Source organism: Pontibacter sp. LHS2, assembly GCF_058932845.1.
In genome coordinates, this window is record NZ_JBZYWG010000001.1 from 1,718,075 (window position 1) to 1,739,479 (window position 21,405).

General features: G+C 49.2%; 16 protein-coding genes. 8 read left to right on the forward strand and 8 right to left on the reverse strand.

Annotated elements, in window-relative coordinates; translation table 11 throughout:
* Window positions 1–136 precede the first annotated feature (136 nt).
* The gene (locus tag AC5FX6_RS07485) at window positions 137–1,009 is read left to right on the forward strand and encodes a M28 family peptidase (RefSeq protein ID WP_493596404.1); all 873 of its coding nucleotides are present in this window, start codon (window positions 137–139) and stop codon (window positions 1,007–1,009) included.
* Window positions 1,010–1,036: 27 nt separating this feature from the next.
* On the opposite strand, the gene AC5FX6_RS07490 is transcribed toward AC5FX6_RS07485, so the two are convergent.
* Window positions 1,037–2,158, reverse strand: coding sequence for an alanine racemase (locus tag AC5FX6_RS07490; RefSeq protein WP_493596405.1), 1,122 nt, complete (start codon window positions 2,156–2,158; stop codon window positions 1,037–1,039).
* Between the two features lie 321 nt (window positions 2,159–2,479).
* On the opposite strand from AC5FX6_RS07490, the gene hemN reads away from it, so the two are divergent.
* From hemN to AC5FX6_RS07505, 3 genes are all read left to right on the forward strand, one after another.
* Window positions 2,480–3,859 (forward strand): oxygen-independent coproporphyrinogen III oxidase, encoded by a 1,380-nt coding sequence (gene hemN, locus AC5FX6_RS07495; RefSeq protein ID WP_493596406.1) that lies wholly within the window; start codon window positions 2,480–2,482, stop codon window positions 3,857–3,859.
* Window positions 3,860–4,402: 543 nt separating this feature from the next.
* Window positions 4,403–4,951: a CopD family protein gene (locus AC5FX6_RS07500; protein WP_493596407.1), complete on the forward strand. Its 549-nt coding sequence runs from the start codon at window positions 4,403–4,405 to the stop codon at window positions 4,949–4,951.
* Window positions 4,952–5,010: 59 nt separating this feature from the next.
* A complete protein-coding gene (locus AC5FX6_RS07505; protein WP_493596408.1) occupies window positions 5,011–5,673 on the forward strand; it encodes a hypothetical protein in 663 nt (220 codons plus the stop codon).
* Between the two features lie 82 nt (window positions 5,674–5,755).
* Here the strand turns inward: AC5FX6_RS07505 and rluF are convergent, their stop codons facing one another.
* The 3 genes from rluF to ctlX all read right to left on the reverse strand — a co-directional run bounded on the left by rluF (window position 5,756) and on the right by ctlX (window position 8,773).
* A complete protein-coding gene (rluF, locus tag AC5FX6_RS07510; protein WP_493596409.1) occupies window positions 5,756–6,766 on the reverse strand; it encodes a 23S rRNA pseudouridine(2604) synthase RluF in 1,011 nt (336 codons plus the stop codon).
* A gap of 91 nt (window positions 6,767–6,857) precedes the next feature.
* Window positions 6,858–7,769 (reverse strand): AEC family transporter, encoded by a 912-nt coding sequence (locus AC5FX6_RS07515; protein WP_493596410.1) that lies wholly within the window; start codon window positions 7,767–7,769, stop codon window positions 6,858–6,860.
* Window positions 7,770–7,843: 74 nt separating this feature from the next.
* Entirely contained in the window at window positions 7,844–8,773 is a 930-nt protein-coding gene (gene ctlX, locus AC5FX6_RS07520; protein WP_493596411.1) for a citrulline utilization hydrolase CtlX, read from the reverse strand.
* 573 nt (window positions 8,774–9,346) lie between these two features.
* Between ctlX and AC5FX6_RS07525 the strand changes: the two genes are divergently transcribed.
* Window positions 9,347–11,548 (forward strand): SBBP repeat-containing protein, encoded by a 2,202-nt coding sequence (locus AC5FX6_RS07525; RefSeq protein ID WP_493596412.1) that lies wholly within the window; start codon window positions 9,347–9,349, stop codon window positions 11,546–11,548.
* Window positions 11,549–11,981: 433 nt separating this feature from the next.
* Complete coding sequence (locus AC5FX6_RS07530; RefSeq protein ID WP_493596413.1) at window positions 11,982–14,123, forward strand: T9SS type A sorting domain-containing protein; 2,142 nt, start codon at window positions 11,982–11,984, stop codon at window positions 14,121–14,123.
* 61 nt (window positions 14,124–14,184) lie between these two features.
* Here AC5FX6_RS07530 and AC5FX6_RS07535 read toward each other — a convergent pair whose 3' ends face one another.
* From AC5FX6_RS07535 to AC5FX6_RS07545, 3 genes are all read right to left on the reverse strand, one after another.
* Window positions 14,185–15,963, reverse strand: a complete 1,779-nt coding sequence (locus AC5FX6_RS07535) for an aminopeptidase P family protein (RefSeq protein ID WP_493596414.1) — start codon at window positions 15,961–15,963, stop codon at window positions 14,185–14,187.
* A 96-nt stretch (window positions 15,964–16,059) separates the two neighbouring features.
* Window positions 16,060–17,190: an OmpA family protein gene (locus AC5FX6_RS07540; protein WP_493596415.1), complete on the reverse strand. Its 1,131-nt coding sequence runs from the start codon at window positions 17,188–17,190 to the stop codon at window positions 16,060–16,062.
* A gap of 165 nt (window positions 17,191–17,355) precedes the next feature.
* Complete coding sequence (locus AC5FX6_RS07545) at window positions 17,356–17,925, reverse strand: hypothetical protein (protein ID WP_493596416.1); 570 nt, start codon at window positions 17,923–17,925, stop codon at window positions 17,356–17,358.
* A 279-nt stretch (window positions 17,926–18,204) separates the two neighbouring features.
* Here AC5FX6_RS07545 and AC5FX6_RS07550 point away from each other — a divergent pair, with 279 nt between their 5' ends.
* Window positions 18,205–19,227, forward strand: coding sequence for an IS110 family RNA-guided transposase (locus AC5FX6_RS07550; RefSeq protein WP_493596417.1), 1,023 nt, complete (start codon window positions 18,205–18,207; stop codon window positions 19,225–19,227).
* Between the two features lie 103 nt (window positions 19,228–19,330).
* On the opposite strand, the gene AC5FX6_RS07555 is transcribed toward AC5FX6_RS07550, so the two are convergent.
* Window positions 19,331–19,843 (reverse strand): hypothetical protein, encoded by a 513-nt coding sequence (locus AC5FX6_RS07555; RefSeq protein WP_493596418.1) that lies wholly within the window; start codon window positions 19,841–19,843, stop codon window positions 19,331–19,333.
* A 315-nt stretch (window positions 19,844–20,158) separates the two neighbouring features.
* Between AC5FX6_RS07555 and AC5FX6_RS07560 the strand changes: the two genes are divergently transcribed.
* Window positions 20,159–21,403: an efflux RND transporter periplasmic adaptor subunit gene (locus AC5FX6_RS07560; RefSeq protein WP_493596419.1), complete on the forward strand. Its 1,245-nt coding sequence runs from the start codon at window positions 20,159–20,161 to the stop codon at window positions 21,401–21,403.
* Window positions 21,404–21,405 lie beyond the last annotated feature (2 nt).

The following is a 21,405-nucleotide window of genomic DNA, read 5'->3' on the forward strand; positions in this document are numbered from 1 at the left end:
TGGAAGGTATAGCCATGTTTAAAAAAGATTACCTGCTCGTGCGGCTATACCTTGTAATTGCTTTAAAAATAGCGCTATACCTGCTGCTGTTGACTAAACAGATTCTGGTATAGCCGTAAAAGGAAGTTCACAGAAAATGAAAGGCATGACAAACAGCAAGCACAGACTTTACCGCGATGTAGAGCAGCTGACAGGTATACAACCCGCCCGAAATTACCAGAACATGAAGTCCCTGGAGGAGGCCGTCAGGTACATTAAAGGTGAATTTGAGCAGCTGGATTGTGAGGTGGTGGAGCAGCCTTTTAAAGTCGACAACAGGACTTATAAAAATGTGGTAGCTATGTTTAAAGGCCAAAGCAGTGCTGAACGTATTGTGGTGGGCGCCCACTATGATGTGTGCGGCGACCAGCCCGGCGCCGACGACAATGCTAGTGGAGTAGCCGGTCTGCTCGAAACGGCCCGACTCCTGCACGAGCACGAGCCTGATCTAAAACACGACATTGAACTGGTAGCGTATTGCCTGGAGGAACCGCCCTTCTTTGCCAGCGAAGACATGGGCAGTGCCGTGCATGCCCGAAAACTGTATGAGCAGCAAGTAAAAGTGCGGGCCATGATTTGCTATGAAATGATCGGCTACTTTTCAGAGGAACCAAACTCGCAGAAGTTTCCCGATCCAGAGTTGGCGAAGCACTATCCTGACAAAGGCAACTTTATAGTTGTGGTCGGAAAGACAGGGCAGGAAGCCTATACCCAACAGGTGCGTGACCTGATGCGCCAGCATACTTCCATCGATGTGCAGTCGGTTAACCTGCCGGCTGGCTTTGGGCTGGTGGGTCTCTCCGATCATCGCAATTACTGGAAGTACGATATTAACGCCATCATGATCAACGACTCCTCTTTTCTGCGCAACCCCCACTACCACCAGACCAGCGATACCATTGACACGCTCGACTTCGACAAAATGGCGGCAGTGGTGCAGGGGGTTTACGGAGCCCTGATCAAGCTATAAAAAAAGCCGGTACTCCACAGGATATACCTAGCTGAAGTACCGGCTGCTTCTACCTGACAGATGCTCCAGCCGCTTGCCATCGAGCGTGGTATAGCTTCCCATCACATCAGCGGTAAGGCAGGAATGGATTGGCAGAATCCCCATCAGGTCGCCTATTTTATACTTGTCGAAAAGCTCCTTGCTGGCCCGTATGGTGCCGTGCTCCTGTGACAGCGACACTACTTCTATACCTTCCAGCGGCTCCGACCAGCCGTTTTCCGTCAGTTCGACCACACGCCCGAATAGCAGCGAGCCATCTGCTCCCACCAAACTGTCTTTAGAAAAATGCACGCTGCCGCCGTGTACGATGATCTCGTTGCGCTCCGGGTGCTTGGCGATCACCGGACAGGCCATGCACACCGCTATCTGCCCAAAACTGCAGGAGCCGATGTGCTGTTGCGTCAGGTCATAAAACACATAATTGCCCGGTCTGATCTCGTCTACTCCAGTGATAGTCTGCAGGATGCTGCAGGAAGGCGTGTCCCCAATGGATACCTGCAGCTCCGGGAAGCGTACCTTATACCTGTCGCGCACCAGATTGAGAAGAAAGACCGTGGTATGGTGGATGGTGCGTATCGCCTCAGCATCGGTTTGCTTGTAGGTATGGCCGTCATGGGCCAACACGCCTGTGAACTGTAGCTTATCGCGCTGCTCTAGCAAGGCCACCATTGCATCCAGTTCTTCGTGACTGTGCGGCAGGATGCCTGTACGACGATAGCCTGTGTCGATCTTAAGCCAGAGGTTCACCGGATGCTGCAACTGATCTGATAATGCCTGTACAGTTTCGATGTTCACGGCCACCAAATGCAGCTTTATCTTGGACGCCAGTTCGTTTACCAACGCCATATCCCGGATGTTCACAGGTATAGCCACCATAATGTCGCTCCAGCCATGCGTGGCAAAGTAGCGGGCCATTTTGAGCGAAGACACGGTAATGACTTCTGTTCCCGCCTCCCGGAACCACTCCCCCACCTGCGCCGATTGGTGCGTTTTAAAATGCGGACGAAGCCGGATGTTGTTGCGGGCAGCCTTCTCGGCCATTAGGACGATGTTCTGGCGGCATTTCTTTTCGTCCAGTAAGAGGGTGGTTTCTTTGATATGGTCGAGCATGTCTTTCTGGTTTTACAGGTATAGCAAATACTGGGGAAGGCATCAAGCTCTGTCGGAAACTATCGCCTTGAGGACAAGTGAGAATTCGCTGAAACTTAACGCCACAAACAGGCTTTGGGGAGGCTCGTGACAGGTATAGCACCTAACATTTTCGCTCAAAAATTTCTTTTCATGACAAATATCACCCCTTAGCCCTGCCCTAAAGTTCATAAAAAGCAGCTTGACTGACAAATGTCATTTCTTAGGTGAAGGGTGTACCCGACCTTTGTACCCATCATGAAGCAGCTATTGCTTCGGTGTACCAATTTAGAATAATCGCTTATGAAAACTGCTGTCGCGCCCACCACTCCTGTTGAACTGCTGGCCAAGTACGATGTACCTTCGCCACGCTATACCAGCTACCCCACTGTGCCGTTCTGGGACGAAAAACCCCTGCCCGAAGCCCGTTGGAAGAGCCATGTGCAGCAGGCTTTCCGAGCCACAAACAAGAAAGAAGGCATCAGCCTATACCTGCACCTGCCCTTTTGCGAGGCACTATGTACATATTGCGGCTGTAATAAGCGCATCACCAAAAACCATGCGGTAGAGTCGCCTTATCTGGAGGCGCTCCTGAAAGAATGGGAACAGTACCTGGCGCTTTTTGACGAGAAACCACGCATCACTGAGCTGCACCTGGGTGGTGGCACACCTACGTTCTTTAGTGCAGCTAACCTGAAGAACTTGTTGGAGCGTTTGCTTGAAAAAACCGAAACTACGCCAAATGCGGCATTCAGCATCGAAGTGCACCCGAATGCCACCAACGCTGAGCAGCTGCAGGTGCTCTATGATCTGGGCTTCCGCAGGCTGAGTGTGGGCATACAGGACTTTGATCCGTACGTGCAACTCATTATCAACCGCATCCAGACGTTTGAGAAGACAAAGGAAATATTTGACATAGCCCGTGAAATCGGCTATACCTCTATCAACGGCGACATTATCTACGGACTGCCGCACCAGACTGAAAACAGCGTTCGCCATACCATCGAGAAAGTGAAAGAGCTGCGCCCGGAGCGCATTGCCTTTTACAGCTACGCTCACGTGCCCTGGAAGAGCAAAGGCCAGCGTCGCTACTCAGAGGCCGACCTGCCTGCACCGGAAGTAAAGCGTGGTCTGTATGAACTGGGCAGAGCCATGCTGGAAGAGGCTGGTTACATCGAAACTGGCATGGACCACTTCGCCCTGCCGGAAGATGAGCTGTGCATTGCAGCGGCCAACGGCACATTGCACCGCAATTTCATGGGCTATACCCCGCGCCATACCCAGTTGCTGATCGGCTTGGGCTGCTCCAGCATCTCTGACACAGGCACGGCCTTTATGCAGAACATAAAAAAAGTAGAAGGGTATGAAGAGGCCGTTCTGACAGAGCATCTGCCGATCTTCAAAGGCCACGAGCTAACCGGTGAGGACATGTTACTGCGTACCCACATCCAGAACCTGATGTGCCGCGACTACACCAGCTGGGAGCCGGAGGAACTACCCTACTTTGTGGATGCCTTGATGCGCCTGCAACCGCTCGCAGACGATGGGCTGGTAGAGTATAGCAGCCAGGACATACAGGTGCTGCCAGCCGGTAAGCCCTTTGTACGCAACATTGCCATGTGCCTGGATGCGCGTCTTTGGACTGGGAAAATAACGGTGCCGGTTTTTAGTAAGTCTGTTTAAGGTGAGTTAAATAGGTCTGTTTTTTTGATTGATTATTCAGACTAATGACAAAGTCCGGAGAGCGCTTGTTCTCCGGACTTTTGCTTTTAACTGGTGTAGCAGTGGTTGTAGGTATAGCTTATCTGACTAGAGTTATAGCTTGGCTTGGCCAGCCGGGCCTCACTTTTTTCCTTGATGAAAAAATAGAGGGCCCCTACCCCCAGTAAGCAAAAAAATCAAGACGCTCCAAATCGAGGGCCCCTACCCCCACTCGCTGAACGCTTAAACAGTGGAGCGTCATTTAGGTGCACTTGGCTGAGGTGATTTGTTTCATTGTGAGCGTGCAAGTTAGTCTTGCTATACCTGCCAGTGGTCTTTGTGGTTTACAACAAAAACTACGAAGCTTATACCTGTCAAATAGCAGCAGCTCCCCTCCTTCGATAAGGAGGGGCAGGGGTGGTTGGATCTGATTTAGCAAAAATCCTGTTAATCCCTAAATCCTGAAAATACTGATTCTGACTTTTGTTTTTATGTACCTTTGCCCAAACAGCATCCTGACGGTCTATGTCCTTTTTATACCTCAAAGCCCTGCACATTATATTTGTGGTTACCTGGTTTGCCGGCTTGTTCTACATCGTGCGCCTGTTCATCTATTATGCTGAGGCGCAGGAGAAACCGGAGCCCGAACGCAGCATCCTGCAGAACCAGTTCAGCATCATGCAAAAGCGACTTTGGTATGGTATTACCTGGCCATCTGCCATCCTGACCCTAATCTTCGGCACCAGCATCGTTATCACACTTGGTCTTTATGATCCTTTTCCGGGCTGGCTTGTCTGGAAATTAGCTTTCGTGGCAGGATTGTACGCGTACCATTTTCTTTGTCACAGCATTTTCAAACAGCAACAAAGCGGCATTATCAGGTATAGCTCCACCCAACTGCGCATCTGGAACGAGGTGGCTACGGTCTTCCTGATCGCCATCGTGTTTTTGGTAGTGCTTAAAAGTGCGCTAAGCATGGCCTGGGGCATTGTGGGACTGCTGCTGTTTTCGGCATTGCTGATGCTGGCCATTCGCATCTACAAGCGAACCCGGGAAGCGAAGCAGGCGCGTTAAACTACTGAACAATTCGTGCTTTGCCACGGATTTTGTAACTTTGAACAAACACCTGATACATGAAACAACCCGCACTGAAGCCCAACGAGAGAGAACTTATCAAACTGATACGCTTTTTTAGCAAACGTGCCGCACGACTGATGGAGGAGGGCGAACTCAGCGCGGAGCATACCCAAATGACCACCGCTTGCGAGAATCTGGAAACGCAGCTAATCACGCATGCTGCCAATCGCACCGCCATCATGGACAAGCGGGAGCGCCTGCTCAACATCATCGAGGACAATGCCCAGTGCCCTAAGTGCAACAAAGCCGATATGCTGAAGCGCACCGGTGCCACCACCAACGAGCACGGCTGGAAATGCAATACCTACAAGTGCCGCCGCTGTAATACGAGCTTTACCTGGAACCGCCCCAATAACCCGTGGGATATGGTAGAGTTTCTGGAAATGTACATCGGTCAGCTGCAACTTGCCATGGCTGCTGAGCAAAACCAGGACGTGATCAACCACACGGAAGATGCAGTGGCCCAGATGAAGGATAGCTTGAGCCGCCTGCGTCCGGTGCTGCAAACATCAGACGAAGAGATAGACGCCCTGCAGCAAAAAGAAAAGGAGATGGATAAGTTGATTCATCAGTTCAAAACCTACCTGCAGATCGAGAAGATCAAACTGAACGCCTATCCGGAAGAGGACGCAGAAGAAGAAGAGGAAGATAATCAGTAAACAACATAGCAGTGAAAAGCCGGTGCAACAGGAAGGTCTTATACCTATACCTGATGCACCGGCTTTTTTATGGGTAGTTAGGTTAGCGCCTTTTGCGTCCGCCGCCCTTGGCTGCCGGCGCATTTCGGCTGGCCCCTCTGGAGCCTGTGTTGCTCTTCCCTCCTGACTTCTTAGCCCCCGGCCCTTTGGAGGCGCCGCGCTGACCTCTGCCGCCTTTGGAGTCGCTTGCTCCGAAACCGCTTTTCTTGCCTGCACCACCTTCTTTTCTGGGTGGTCTACTTCCAGACGTTGACTTCTTGCGAGTTGGCTGCGAAGTTTGCGATTGATTAGCAGCTGCCTTTTTCTTGCCTACTGAGCCTTCCTCTGTCATCACGGAATCAGCTACCAGGCTATGTAGCATTTCAATCTCGGTTTCAGTGAGCTCTCGCCATTGGCCTAACGGAAGCTTAGCCAGGGTGATGTTCATGATGCGAATGCGCTGCAGAGTCTGCACTTCATAACCCAATGCCTCGGTCATACGACGGATCTGGCGGTTCATGCCTTGCGTGAGGATGATACGAAACTTGTTCAGCCCCAACTGCTCGACAAAACACTTCTTCGTGTTCACCCCAAGTATCGACACGCCATTGCTCATCTTCTGCACAAAATCCTCGTTGATCGGCTTATCCACTGTCACGATATACTCTTTCTCGTGCTTGTTACCGGCCCGCAGGATCTTGTTTACGATGTCCCCATCATTGGTCAGGAAGATCAGGCCTTCTGAGTCTTTGTCGAGGCGGCCAATCGGGAAAATACGCTCCGGATAATTGACAAAGCGGATGATGTTGTCGCGCTGTGAGAGATCGGTGGTGGTTTCTATACCTGCCGGTTTGTTCAGTGCCAGGTATACGGGTTCCACCTGGTTCCATTGCAGTGTTTTGCCGTCTACCTGTATTTTGTCTTTGCCTTTAATCCGGGCTCCGACCTCGGGGGGCTTGCCATTGACCAATACCCTCCCCTGCTCTATCAGTTTATCTGCTTCGCGACGGGAACAGATGCCTGCGTCGCTGATGAACTTGTTTAAGCGGATGCCGTCGGATGTGTGTTGTGTCATAATCTAAGATGGCCGCGGTCTATACCTGCCGGCCGTGTGTTTATACTTGTAAAATAACGAGAAAACTTCAGGAATAGCTAACCGATTGTCCCTACAGTCCCTGCACCAGCAGATACCAGACGGCCAGTGTAATAAAAGACAGCGGAATCCCGAAGCCCACCATCATAGAGGCTAGCCGGGGCTTGAGGCCGTAGGAAATGGCCACGATAGAAGCCGTGATCATAGGTGCCATACCTGCCTCCAGGATACTCACCTGTACTACTGGTCCGCGCATACCGAGCACCCCTGCATAGAGTACGTAAATCAGTAAAGGAGCAAGTATCAATTGAAAAGCCAGGCCCAGAGCCAGAAAGCGCCAGTGCTTGCTCCTCCGCTCAATCCGCAATTGCATGCCCACACTTACCAGCGCCAGCGGCGTCACGGTGCTACCCAATCGGTTGAAAACATCTTTCAGGTCATCCGAAAAATGCAGATTGACTACATTCATGGCGAAAGCGATCACGAATACGAGGAAAGGCGGGAATGTGAGAATCTTCAGGCCAATGGCTTTAAAGTCCGGCTGCCCCTTGGAGAAGTAGGCGGCCAAAGCTATACCTAGCGTCGAAACGACCACAAAGGTACCAGGCAGGTCCACGAGGATGGCCGTCTGCAAACCCTGCTTGCCGTACAGCGCCTCGATGATCGGGAAGCCGACAAAGGAAGTGTTACCCAAACCGGCAGTAAGAATCAGACAACCCACCAGCTTTTTGGACCAGCTATATATCTTGCCTAAGGTATAAAAGAAGGCCGCGGCCGCCCCAAAGCAGATCCAGGCCACACCCACAGGCAGCAGTACCGTGCTATCCAGTTCCACCTCAGGTATAGCGTAAAGCGCCAACGCCGGAAGTGAAATGTGAATAATAAACTGGTTGAGTACCACCGGCGACGTGCTCGGGAAAGCTGGCACCCGGCGGAGCAGCACCCCCACGATCAGGCAAAGAAAAAGAAGAATGATACTGCTCATGCAGGCTCAGGTATAAATGAAACCGCAAAGCTAGGTATACGGTGGCAGGTATAGGGTATGGTTCAGCGGAAAAATTATCGCTTCTTAAACAACTCCGCGATCATGCACCGGATGCTTCCTCCCCCTGCTTTCTCGATCATGTGGATGGGCAGGTTTAAGATGTGCTCATTATGCGCCTGCATGCGTTCCAACTGCTGCGGCGTCAGGCTTTCGTAAGCGGCCTTCGACATAACCAGAATACGTTCGCCCTGCTGGTTTTCGACCTGCAGCATATTGCCCGCAAAGTGCTGGTAAGTTTGCTCCTTGCTGATCTCGATGATCTCTTTTCCGGTCCTCCTTAGGCTGGTGTGCAACTTTTCACGATCTTGTTCACTCACCACATCCAATGCTACCACCACGTAGGTATCACCCACACACATCATTACATTGGTATGGTAAATCAGTTCGCCTGCTGGCCCGTAGGCTTCGAACGTAACCGCTTCATAGCCCAGTTTGTCACAGAAATGCGCTAACGCCTCTAAACTCGTACGTGGTGACACCGCAGCGTAAGCGATCTTGTTCACACGGTCCAATACCAGGCTGCCTGTACCTTCCAGGTATACAGGTGCTTCCTGCTCCTCAAAAAATTCCAGCGCCACATGCTCTCCACACTGGCAGGCATGCTTGATCTGCTCTATAACCTCCTCACGTCGTTCGTTTCGTCTGCTGGCCGACGCCATGGGGTAGGTGACCAGTTGTCCCTCAGAGTGAGTAGAAAACCAGTTATTCGGAAAAACAGAGTCAGGTGTGCCTGCATTTTGAGGATCGCGCATTGTGATCACCTCCACACCAAGTTGACGCAATTCCGCCACCGCATTTTTGAACTCCAGCAGTGCAATATCCTGCACCTGCTCAGGCGTAAAGTCCTGCAGTTCTTTCTGAAAAGCATTTGTAGCGGCTGCCTCCGGGTTATACCCAAAGCCCGTAGGCTCGATCATCAGGATGGTGCTGGTGGTTTGTTTCATGTTTCACAAATTGTGGCGTTCAATCAATAAATACGCAAGATAGAAATTGAAAACCGGTTTGCTATAAATATGGCTACTAATGTAGACCAATTCAGATTGCATTACATACCCTCCTCTATAAAGCCGGCTATCATATACTTCAAAACAAGTCAGGTTGATTTCTAAAGATGTCAACTTCTGGCATCCTGATTTATCCGTTTGCAATCATTTCCTTGTGATTTTGACCTGTTTACTCCACAGGATACACCTGTTACACATTTTAGAGTTTTATTTTCTTATTTTTTATTTATATAGTTCAATATCAATCGTATTATAAAAGACCATTCCCATTCACCTGAGTTTATTCTTAACACCCTTGTTTCAGAAAGATCCGGTGCCGGCCCTATTGGCAGGAGAATAACTGACAGGACGCTATCTAATTTACGAAATAGCCAAATCCACTTGTATAGCATTTGATTTCAGGATTTTATACTTGGTGTGCAACTTCATTTGCTCTACTGATCAGTAGCAGTCTCAACTTGAAAGTCAAGTCTTAAGATACAATTCGTTACCTCAGTTTTATTTACCAAGCTAATGGAACAACTTTTATTATTCGGAAGAGCACTGGTGCTGGGTATTCTTCTTATCATTCCTGCATTAGGTTTTTCTCAAGTTACCCAGGAATGGGTCGTCACATACAATGGTCCGGGATTCAGCCTGGATGGGGCAACAGCCATGGTAGTAGATGCTGATGGCAATGTGTATGTGACGGGCTTCAGTTATTCGAGTAAACCTGTCGACGATACCGAGGCCTTTAAGGACATTGCCACAATCAAGTACAACTCAGCGGGTGAGCAGCAATGGGTGGCAAGGTATAATGGATCAGTGAACGGAGCAGACCACGCCGTGGATATTGCCCTGGATGCAGCCGGGAATGTATATGTGACCGGCTACAGTGCCGATAGCAAAACGGCTGATAGTGACCCCAGATCCAGGTATGATTATTTGACCATCAAATACAACGCAGATGGGGATGAACAGTGGTTTGCCTTTTATAATGGCCCTGGTAACGGTTGGGACCAGGCTACGGCTTTAGAGGTTGATGACGCAGGCAATGTATATGTGACTGGTACTGTTTATGTAAGTGGCCCAAGCTACGGCGGCAGCGCGAACTATGACTATGCTACCATCAAGTATAATACAGACGGCGAAGTGCAATGGATAAAAAGATACAATGGGCCTTCAAATCTTTCTGACAGAGCCACCAGTCTTGCCCTGGATGCAGCTGGCAATGTGTACGTGACTGGCACAAGTCTCGATCTTACTGATATATTCCGTAGGAGTGCTGCAACCATCAAATATGATTCAAATGGGGATGAGGTATGGATAGCCAGGTATGGTGGGCCTGAGAACAACTCAGACGTCTATACAAGCGATCTGGCTCTTGACGCTGCTGGCAATGTATATATTACGGGTTACAGTTGGTCCGAGCTCGACTCTGATGACCTGCCCATGTATGACTACACGACTCTCAAGTATAATTCAGCAGGCGTGCTGCAGTGGGATCGATTCTTCGACTCCGGTGAACTGGCAGTTTATCAGCCTGCTCCAAGAGATGATTTTGCGCGGGCGCTGGCTGTGGACGCCGAGGGTAATGTCTATGTAACCGGTCAAACCGGCAACAGGGAAGAAGATCCTGACAATGCCTTCCTCACGATCAAGTACAGTACGCTGGGGGACGTGCTTTGGGCCGCACCATTTGACGGGCCAGGCGGGCCACAGGGAGGCGGTGGCAATGACGTTGTGCTGGATGCTGAAGGAAATGTGTACGTCACTGGTTCTATAACCATGACACAGGAATGGCAAAATACAGACTATGCCACTATCAAGTATAGTCCGGAGGGTATTCAGCAATGGCTTATGACATACAATGGACCAGGTAACTACATAGATAATGCAGCTGCCATCGGGTTAGATGCTGCAGGTAATGTGCATGTAACCGGACAAAGCTACCTTGACGATGAAAGTGTTTTTTACAGGGACATGGATTCTGAATATGCCACTATTAAGTATTCTCAAACGACCTGCACGCCGCCCTCTCCAGTCCTTACGGTCGTTCCAACCTCTGCTGTCTACACCGGCGGTGATCCGACTACTTTATACCTGGGCTATGGACCACAGAGCGTACAATTGGTGGCCAGCGGTGGGGAGAGCTATACCTGGCACCCAGCTACTGGCCTGAGCAGCACCTCAACTTCCGAAACTGTCTTCACCCCCACGGCCGCCGGCACTTACACCTTTACCGTCACCGCCTACAGCGGCGCCTGCTCAGCCACAGCTAGCGTTACCATCAAAGTGGTGGATGCCCGCTGCGGCACGCGGGACAAGGTGCGCGTGTGCCACAACGGGCGGACCCTCTGCCTGCCGCCCTCCGCTGTGAGGGCCCACCTGCGCAACCACAAAAAAGACAAACTGGGCATCTGCGGTGATGAGTCTGCCGAAGAGGAGGTTATCACTGTAACAGTCCCCCTGAAGTTGTTCCCTAACCCTTTTAGCGACTGGGCCAACGTGGAGTTCTCGCTGCCCGTGGAGGGAGCCTACCGCCTGGAGCTCTTCAGCGCCAGTGGCAAGATGCTGGGCGTTGTGACCCAAGGCCAGGGGCAGGAAGGGCAAGTGGTACGGCTTGAGCTGAAGGCCGAGCAGCTGCAGGCCGGTAAACTCCACCAGGGCATTTACTACCTGAAGCTCTTCACCCCAGATGAAGTACAAACGATAAGACTGGTACTGAAAGAATAAGTAGTTAATGAAAGCATGTGGTCATTTGCCATAGTACACCCTGTTCAAGTAATTATAAATAATTAAATTTTACCTACAATTAGTTAAACTAAATCAATATAAAGTAGTATAGCATAATAGATCCTGCTATGGATTTTATTGCTGCTCCAAACCCTCTTAGAGCGCTGCCCATACTATGCTGATACAACAGCCAGAGTAGCACTAGGTATGCACTTTACCTGCTACAGCGCAGTCTTTTGACCAACTGTATTGGCAAAAAGACTTGATCACTCATCACAATGGATCCTCGATATGCATTCAGCATTGCTGGAGCAGGAGAACTATGTGCTTTTGGGTCGACCACTGTATCTCCATCGGTTTGTCAAATGCGATCGGCGATAGGTGTAGGCTTAATCAACTTATTGATTGATCTCATTTTCAAACATCCTACATTATGAAAACAAGTTTACCAAGCTACATTTTCAATTTACAGCCGAACAGCCCGTCTTTTTCCTGGCTTTACTTCCTGGCAGTTTTACTTCTCTCATTCAGCTACTCCCAATTATCGCAGGCGCAGACCGTGGAGTGGGATAAGACAATTGGCGGCTCTGATGACGATCAACTTACTTCCTTGCAGCAAACTGCTGATGGAGGTTATATACTCGGTGGATACTCTAATTCGGACATCAGCGGAAATAAAAGTGAAGCCTCTAAGGGGTTTTATGATTATTGGATTGTAAAGCTAGATGCAAACAGAAATAAAGAATGGGATAAAACATATGGCGGGAGCGACTTTGACGCAATAATAACTATAAAACAGACCAAGGACGGAGGTTATATTTTGGGTGGAAGGTCCTCCTCAGACATCAGTGGGGACAAAAGCGAACCTTCACGTGGCTCTGAAGACTATTGGATAATCAAGCTCGATGCAACAGGAAACAAAGAATGGGATAGGACATTTGGTGGGGATATGCAAGATATCTTCACCTCCATTCAGCAAACAAGCGATGGGGGGTATATCCTTGGGGGATTTTCTGATTCAGGCATCAGCGGGGACAAAAGCGAGGCACAAAAGGGTGCGGGTGATGAGTTCGTATGGGACTATTGGGTGGTCAAGGTTGATGCAAGCGGTAATAAGGAGTGGGACAGAACCATTGGAGGAGAAGATAGTGATAGGCTCCAGTCAATTCAGCAAACGCTGGACGGAGGTTACATCTTGGGAGGCTACTCGAACTCAGGCATCAGCGGTGATAAGAGCGAAGCCTCACGAGGAGGCTATGATTTCTGGATAGTTAAAATGAATGCAAACGGTGGTATAGTGTGGGACAAAACATATGGTGGCGACAATCATGAAGTATTTGGCTCTTTGCAACAAATTGCTCTTGAGCAAACCTTAGATGGAGGTTATATTTTAGGTGGTAGCTCAGCCTCAGGTATAAGCGGTGACAAAACTGAAGTGAACCGGGGGCAAGGTGATAATGCGTTTAACTATGACTTTTGGGTAGTAAAGATCGACGCAGATGGTGCTAAGGAGTGGGACAAAACATTTGGAGGAGATTCAAATGACAGTATGGTCTCCCTGCAACAAACCATTGACAATGGGTACATTCTAGGAGGAACGTCTGAATCAGGAATTAGCGGAGAAAAAAGCGAGCCTTCAGCAGAAGAGAGTAATGATTATTGGGTAGTGAAGATCGATGCCAACGGCATATTGGAGTGGGAGGAAACAATTGGAGGGAATGGTATAGATATATTGCAATCCTTGCAGCAGACGCTAGACGGTGGGTATATTCTTGGAGGTAGCTCGAACGCTGGTGTAGGAAGAGATAAAACTGAACCCAATTATGCTACTATAGATCCAGAAAGCACAGACTATTGGATTGTAAAACTAAGTGGCGAATCTACTTGCACGCCTCCTACTCCATCCATAGCATTGGTGCCCACATCCAATGTATATACAGGAGGTGACCCTGCCACACTATACCTGGGGTACGGACCTCAAAGTGTGCGTTTACAGGCAAGTGGGGCTGAGCGCTACGAATGGAGCCCGGCTACTGGTCTAAGCAGCAGTAATGTAGCCAACCCACTTTTCACACCAACTGCACCGGGTAGTTATACCTTTACGGTCACAGCCTTTAATGGCACTTGCTCCGCCACGAGCTCTGTGACAATCACGGTGGAGGATGTGCGCAGTGGCAAGGGCAAGATATTAGTGTGCCATAGCGGTAAAGCTATTCGTATCGCTCCCCCAGCTGTTGAGGCTCACCTGCGCAATCACAAAGGTGACAAACTAGGCATGTGTCAACCTGCTCCACAGGAAGTAAACCAACCTACCGCAGTAGCGCTAAGGGCTTTTCCTAACCCTTTCCGAGACAAAACAAATATAGAGTTTTCACTTTCTCAGGACGGATCTTACCAATTAGAGCTTTACAATGCCAATGGTAAGTTATTAGGTATAGTCGCGCAGGGAAAAGGCAAAAAAGGGAACCTGATCCAGCATGATATAGAAGGCAAAAAACTGAAGGAAGGCGTGCACTACCTACGCCTGATCACTGACGATGAAGTACAGACTGTCCGATTGGTTCTAAAGAAATAAAAAGAAAAAACCGGCTATACCTTGCACAGGTATAGCCGGTTTAACGATCAAAAAGCAATAATTAAATCGCTTTCGCCTTTTCCTTCAGCCAGCTCAGTTCTTCCTCTGTCAGCTGCGGGCCAAGCTTGTCTACCACTAATTGGTTGTAGTCATTGAGCCATTTGATCTGGCGCTCATCCAGCAGCTCTTTCTTCACCGGAGCCGTGTCGATCAGCGCTAAAGTCAGGTGCTCAAAGGTATAGAACTCACCGAAGTCATTGGCCTCGTCAGGTATAGTCAGCACCAGGTTCTCGATGCGGATACCGTACTGGTTCGGACGGTATAAGCCCGGCTCTACCGAGGTGATCATGCCCAGTTCAATATCCACAGGCGTTGGGGAAGGGTTGAACACATGCGGGCCTTCGTGCACGTTCAGGAAAAACCCAACGCCGTGCCCGGTGCCATGTCCGTAATTGCGTGCATAGTCCCAGAGTGGCTTGCGCGTGATAGCGTCGATCTGATAGCCGCGCGTGCCTTTCGGAAAGCGGGCGGTGGCGCCGTCTATCATGCCTTTCAGCACCAGAGTATAGTCTATCTTTTCTTCTTCGGTCAGGTTGCCCAATGAAACCACGCGGGTGATGTCGGTAGTACCTGTCGTATACTGTCCGCCGGAGTCCAGCAGGAACAGGCCATCGGCTTTCAGTTCTACATCGCTCTCCGGTGTGGCTTTATAATGCGGCAGGGCACCGTGCGCTTTATAGCCGGCAATGGTATCGAAGCTTTCGCCCACAAAGCCCTCCTGCTCAGCCCTGAATGCAAGTACCTTATCAGCAACAGATAGCTCAGTGATGGTCTCTTTGCCCAGATTCTCCTCCAGCCACTTGAAGAAGCGGGTTAAGGCCACGCCGTCTTTCACCATCGTTTTGCGGGTGTTTTCTACTTCCGCTTCATTCTTAATGGCCTTTAAGAAAGTAGTCGGGTTAGTGGTTTGGATCACACGCATACCTGCTGGCAACTGTTTATACAGCGCATAGCAGTTGCGTTTTGGATCAATCAGAATAGTAGCGTCGCTGGGTAGCTCAGCGAGCAGGCGTTCCACCATTTCGTAAGGCTGCAGCTCCACACCGTCGGCCATCAGTTGTTTCTTGTCATCCTCACTTAGTTTGGCCTGGTCAATGAAGAGAATGGTGTTATCCTGACTGATCAGCGCAAAACTCAGCACCACCGGGTTGCACTTCACGTCGGAGCCGCGCATGTTGAAGAGCCAGGCCATATCGTCGAGGGAAGAGATCAGGTGGTAGTCGGCTCTTTGCTTTTTAAGGGCTTTGCGCAGTGCTTCCAGTTTTGCCGTAGTAGATTGGCCGGTTGTCTCCTCTCCTATCAGGTAGGCAGAGGCAGTTGGCAACTCAGGACGGTCCTCCCAAATGGCGTCCAGCAAATCACGGTCAGAGGCCAGGGCTATACCTAGCGGTGCCAACTCCTGCTCCAGCAGCTCAGCCAGACCAACTGAGATCAGTTTCGCATCATACGCCACCACTTCGCCTTTTTCCAGACGGTCACCCAGCCAGCCAATGTATTCCGGTGCGTGCTGTGCCTGCAGTTTCACGAGCTCAAAGCCACTATCTTCCAATTGATCTTTGGCCTGTACAAAATAGCGGGCATCGGTCCAGAGGCCGGCAAAGTCCTGCGTGATCACCAGCGTGCCAGCCGAGCCGGTAAATCCAGAGGCAAAGTAAATGCACTTGTAGCGGTCGGGCAGGTATTCGCTGATGTGGGGGTCAGCCGAAGGTATGATGTAGGCGCTCAGTCCCTGCTCTTTCATCTGCTGGCGTATGGCAGCCAGTCTTTCTTTATAGTTCATAGTTCGTGTGGCTTAGTGAAAGAGGCAAATTAAGGAAAGATGGGGAGAAATGCGCGGATTAGAACGAGAATGGTGGCCGATTAACAATCAGGGCACTTATTTCCGGAGAATCTCAATTTCTACCCGCCTGTTCAGAGCCCGGTTAGCATCAGTATCATTGGCCACTTTCGGCATACGCTCACCCAACCCCTCAACAGAAACCCTGTCCGCAGCTATGCCGCTGTTGGTTAAATACTCTTTCACTGACTGCACCCTGCGGATGGAAAGCTGTAGGTTATCTTCATCTGAACCTACATCATCGGTATGGCCTGTTATACGCACCACCACTTCCTGCTCTGCTTGCATAAAAGCTGCCAGCGAGTCGAGCATGGGGTAGGCCACCGCCAGTATATGATGATCTCCGGAAGTGAAATTAATGTCTTCGAGGGTGATCGTTTCTCCAACATGAAAGGGCTTAGACGGACTGCTCGTGCCGCCTACTGCGGAGGCAATGGGTACAGCCTTCTCCTGTTCTGCTGCCGACTTCAGCACTACACTGATGTTGTCGTAACAGTAGTAAGTGCCTTTGGTCTTGCTACCTTTCTCCTCCTGCTCTTCATCAGGGTTCATGGATGCGAGGGCTTCTGCGTTAGCCCCTATAAAGTTGCCGATCACAAGAAAGCGCTCCCCTCCTTTGGCTTTGTAAATGGCGCTTACTTTTGTCCATACCTGTCGCGATGCCAGTGGGCCCGGTTGGGCAGCTCTTAACGCCAGGTAGGGTATATTGGTCCCGGTGAGCGGATGATCTTTGAGTCCGTACACCTCGCGGGTAGACCGCATTGGCCTATTGATGAAATGCACGGTGATCTCACTGATGGGCGGCTCTATGGTAGAGGCTTTGATCGTATAGAGCGATACCAAATACTCTTGGTTCTTCTGGAGCGGGCGAGTCAGTTCAGCTTGCGTCAGTTCGCTGGCGCCGTAGCTGAACCATTGGCACAGGCAAACCTCCCCGAAAGCGATATTTGTTAACTGTCTGCTGGGTGTTTCGGAGCGATACGCATTGAAGTAAGGCGGATACATGATTACCTTGCCTTCTACTGACGCAATATCAGGTGTGCCGCTCACGCCCCTGAATCCGATAATACCTCCTTTCAGCTCCTCCAGGCTGGGGTTTCGCACCAGATTCTGCGCCAGGGCCTGACTCAGATATAAGCTGAAAAGAAAGTATAGCAGAAATGCTTTCATTTCAATAATTACGGGGAGCGCCTTGTGAAGATTTTGGTTAGATTGTCTTACTGAATTTGGAGGTTTACTAGTTTAACGGTTTCGAGCAATAATGTGGGCGAGATGCAGCGAGAACCTGTATGATACACCTTGTTAGGCTATTGCTGATCTTTTTTTACAGATAGACTAGTTAGTAGCACATAGCTTATTTTCCAATAGTAAAAGTTCAAGACATATTATTGAAAGCGGTCTCTGGGTTAGTTTTTGATGATCAAAGTAAGGTTTCTCGTTTAAGAACTGATTCTGTACAATATATTCTGTAACCTGCATTAGCCCCTTATCAGTAGAGCCTGCTTTTGCCCTTGCTTTAGTGAGCAATTCCGTTAATCTGGCTTCTACATGCAATTCTTTATAGATCTGCATTCCTTTCTCCCCGCTTTCGCTTGGATTCATGAGAGTGCCGCTTTCATGAATCCCACCAGTTTGTTCCATATACTTCATAGCTAAGGTATCTATCACCATAGCAATTTCCAGTACATTTTGATGGAGTTCTGGATTATGACTTTGTGGGATTTTTGATTCGATTAAAGGATAGTAATCGAATCTGTTTGAAGTATTCATGCCAACAGCATAGGCTGACAAGTCTTTTAGATCATCTTCTGCTAAGGAAGAATAGCTCTCGGTACAACCTGTTGCAAGTATAGAAAATGAAAAAAGGACAATTAAACATATCCCAAAAGGGTAAAGTTTAAGCATTACTTTTAATTATGTTTTAGGTTTAGCCTAACCTTTAGATTTGGTCTATATTATTTTTCCAATACACCCGGTACCCTTTTCTCAGGTATAGAAGTATTGCCTTTTATACCTTAAGGCAGCCAGTGCACTACCCGCTAACAAGGCGAGACTGGTCCTAACAGCCGATTTAGACTGGCTGCTTTATTTTAAACCCGCAGGCAGGGGTCATATAGATTTTCGGGACATGAGGGCCCATTATAAAGGTTTCGATCCGCAGCTTGCATAACTCAAACAAAAGATATGGAAAAGCCTATCAATCCGCAAGCCCCGGCCTTCATCTTGGGCATCGATGTGTCAAAAGACAGCCTGGATGTGTGCCTGGTCAGGGTCAGTGACAACCAGCAACTCTGCCACAAGCTCAACAACAACCCCTCCGGCTTCAGAAGAATGAAAGCCTGGCTTAAGCAGCACGGCTGCGAGGCGGGAACGGAAACGCTCTGCTGCCTGGAGCACACGGGGCTCTACACCCGCCAAGTGGTCCATTATCTGCTGGCAAGGGATGTGCAGGTGTGGATGGAGAGCGCCCTGCAGATCAAGAGAAGCATCGGTATGGTCAGGGGCAAGGACGACAAGGTGGACGCCCAGCGCATCGCCCGCTACGCGCTGCTGCACCAGCGCGATGCCAAATGCCTGAACCTCTCCGGTGTGACGCTGGAACGCTTAAAGGATCTGCAGGCAAACAGATCAAGATTGCTAAAGGCATTGCAGAGTATCAAAGTCACCATCAAAGAACTCATAGCGGTAGATCCGGTGTCTGGCAAAACACTCGAGCAGGTGAATAAGAAGGCCATCAAAGGACTGGAGAAGAGCATGGAGCAGGTGGAGGAGAAGATGCAGCAGTTCATCGCCAAAGACGGCGAGCTAAAGAAGAAGTACGACCTGCTCACCTCAATCAAGGGCGTGGGAAAGGTGCTGGCCATCTCGCTGCTGGTCTATACCCAGGGCTTCACCAGAATGGATGACGCCAGGAAGCTGGCCTGCTACTGCGGGGTGGCTCCCTTTGAGTACCGCAGCGGCACGAGCGTGATGGGCAGAACGGGTGTGTCCAAATTTGCCAACAAAGAACTCAAGCACATCCTCCACATGGCCGCCATCAACAGCGTCCGGTTTAACGAGGAGTTCAGGCTCTACTTCGAGCGCAAAGTCGGGGAAGGCAAGAGCAAGATGAGCGTCATCAATGCCGTCAGAAATAAGCTCCTCCACCAGATCGTGGCGGTGGTGAAACGGGGAACTCCTTATGAACTGAAATTGAAGAATATTTAGAGCAAAGCCCTTGTTTTAATCATAGATTTCGGCTAGTATAATAAGTGTGCGAGGCCATCGGCCGAAGTATATTGATTATACCTTGTTAGGTGATTTAATTTACTTATACCTTCAAGTTGTCTTTCCAGAGTAATCTAATTGCATTGAAATAGTCAGTTTCAAAAGTTAACGTTCTGATTTCTGCTATTTCGAATTCATAATCGTAATCTTCAACTATCTTTCCATCAGCACCTATAAAATCGATAAGTAAATACCTGTCTTCTAAAATCTGCTTTACTTTCCCCATCATAACAGCACATTCTTCCGAGTCTTGAAATTCAAATAATCCGTATGTTTTTTCAATCCAATTCAAAAGTTCAAGGGTTGTACCAAAGTAAAACCCTTCTGGTAAGGTTGAAGTTGTTTTCCTTAATTTGATTACTCTTTCTACTTTTTCCTCGCTTGCTGTTCTTTCTGTTTTATCAATGAAGGATTTCCTTAAAATCTTGTAGCCGTCAATTACATAATCTACAGGAATATATTGGACTAGAATCCAGCTTTCGTTTTCAGCGATTGCTCTGCCCATTATCGGGTCTTCCCAATCTTTTAAGTAATACTTATTTACCTGTCCTATCATTCTCTTTTATTTCACCTAACTCGTAGCTAAACGGAAGTCTACTCCTGTTATCCGCCATATAGGGTAGCTATATGGAATAACATACCTTAAAACTACATTATAATTTCAATTTATAACACGATCTATAATCTATACTACCTTAATCCCCATACCTATAATTTCCCTCCTCCCAAAACCGCACAAACTGTTCAATAATGAACAGGCCCAAAGCTTCAAAAACCTAATTTTTAATTCACAAAACACTGTAAATCAATAATATATAAATCTGGCATCTAAATTGGCTATACCCTCTCGATCAAAGTACAAAATAAGACAATGGATCGTGAATTATCAGCCAGCACCAAACAAGCCCAGAAGCGAAAGCGCATTTGGCAAATAGGTATAGCCGCTGCTCTAGTGGCAGCAGCCATTTTCGGATTCAGAAACCTGATTAGTCCTAGCATTGCCCAGGCAGATATCAGAACAGCGCTGGTCGAGGAAGGGCCAGTTATTGCGACGATCACAGCTTCAGGTACAGTGGTGCCGGAGCACGAGCAGGTAATCACCAGCCCTATCCAGGCACGCATCGAGCAGGTGGTGCACAACACAGGCGAGCAGGTGCAACCCGGCGACCAGATCCTGCTACTCGACAGAGCTTATACACAACTAGCCTACGATAAACTGAAAGACGAGCAGGAACAAAGCCGTCACAAAACAGTGCAGCTCAACCTGAACCTTGAAAAGAAACTCAACGCCCTGGCTTCGCAACTGGAGATAAAACGGATGCGGGTGAAAAGTCTGCAAGCCCAGTTGGAAGATGAACAGTACCTCCTCACTATCGGAGGTGGTACACAGGAGAGTGTGAAACAAGCCGAACTCAACCTGAAGATCGCGCAGCAGGAACTCGAGCAGATTGAACGAGAAATTAAAACAGAGCGTCAACTGCTTAAAGCTGACGAACAGGAACTACGCTATACCCTGGCCATGCAAAGCCGCTCGATCGAAGAGCTGCAGCGCAAAATGGAACAGGCTGAGGTACGAGCCAAGCAACCAGGTGTAATCACCTGGGTCAAAAACGAGATAGGCAGCAACGTGAATGCCGGCGACATCATTGCCCGTCTCGCCGACCTGAGCAGCTATCGCGTGCAGGCTACCATTTCAGATGCTTATGCCAGTCAGATCAGCATTGGAAGCAGCGTAGTAGTCCGCATCAACGACACGAACCTAAAAGGCAGCATTGCCTCCATCAAACCAACAGTAGAAAACGGCATCGTCACATTTTTTGTGGCGCTCGAAGATAAAGCGCACCAACTCTTGCGCCCCAGTATGCGCGTGGATGTGTATGTGCAGACAGTTGCCAAACCGAACACGCTGCGTGTGAAGAACGGTCCCTACTTTAGAACTGCCAGCAAGCCACAGGTATACGTGTTGCGTGACGGCGAACTGATCAGAAAAGAAGCCAAGATTGGCGTGAGCAATGTGGACTATGTGGAATTGGAGCATGGTGTGCAAGCCGGCGATAAAATAGTAATCTCCGACCTGACCGACTATCAGCACCTGGACAAGGTGAAAGTTAAGTAAGT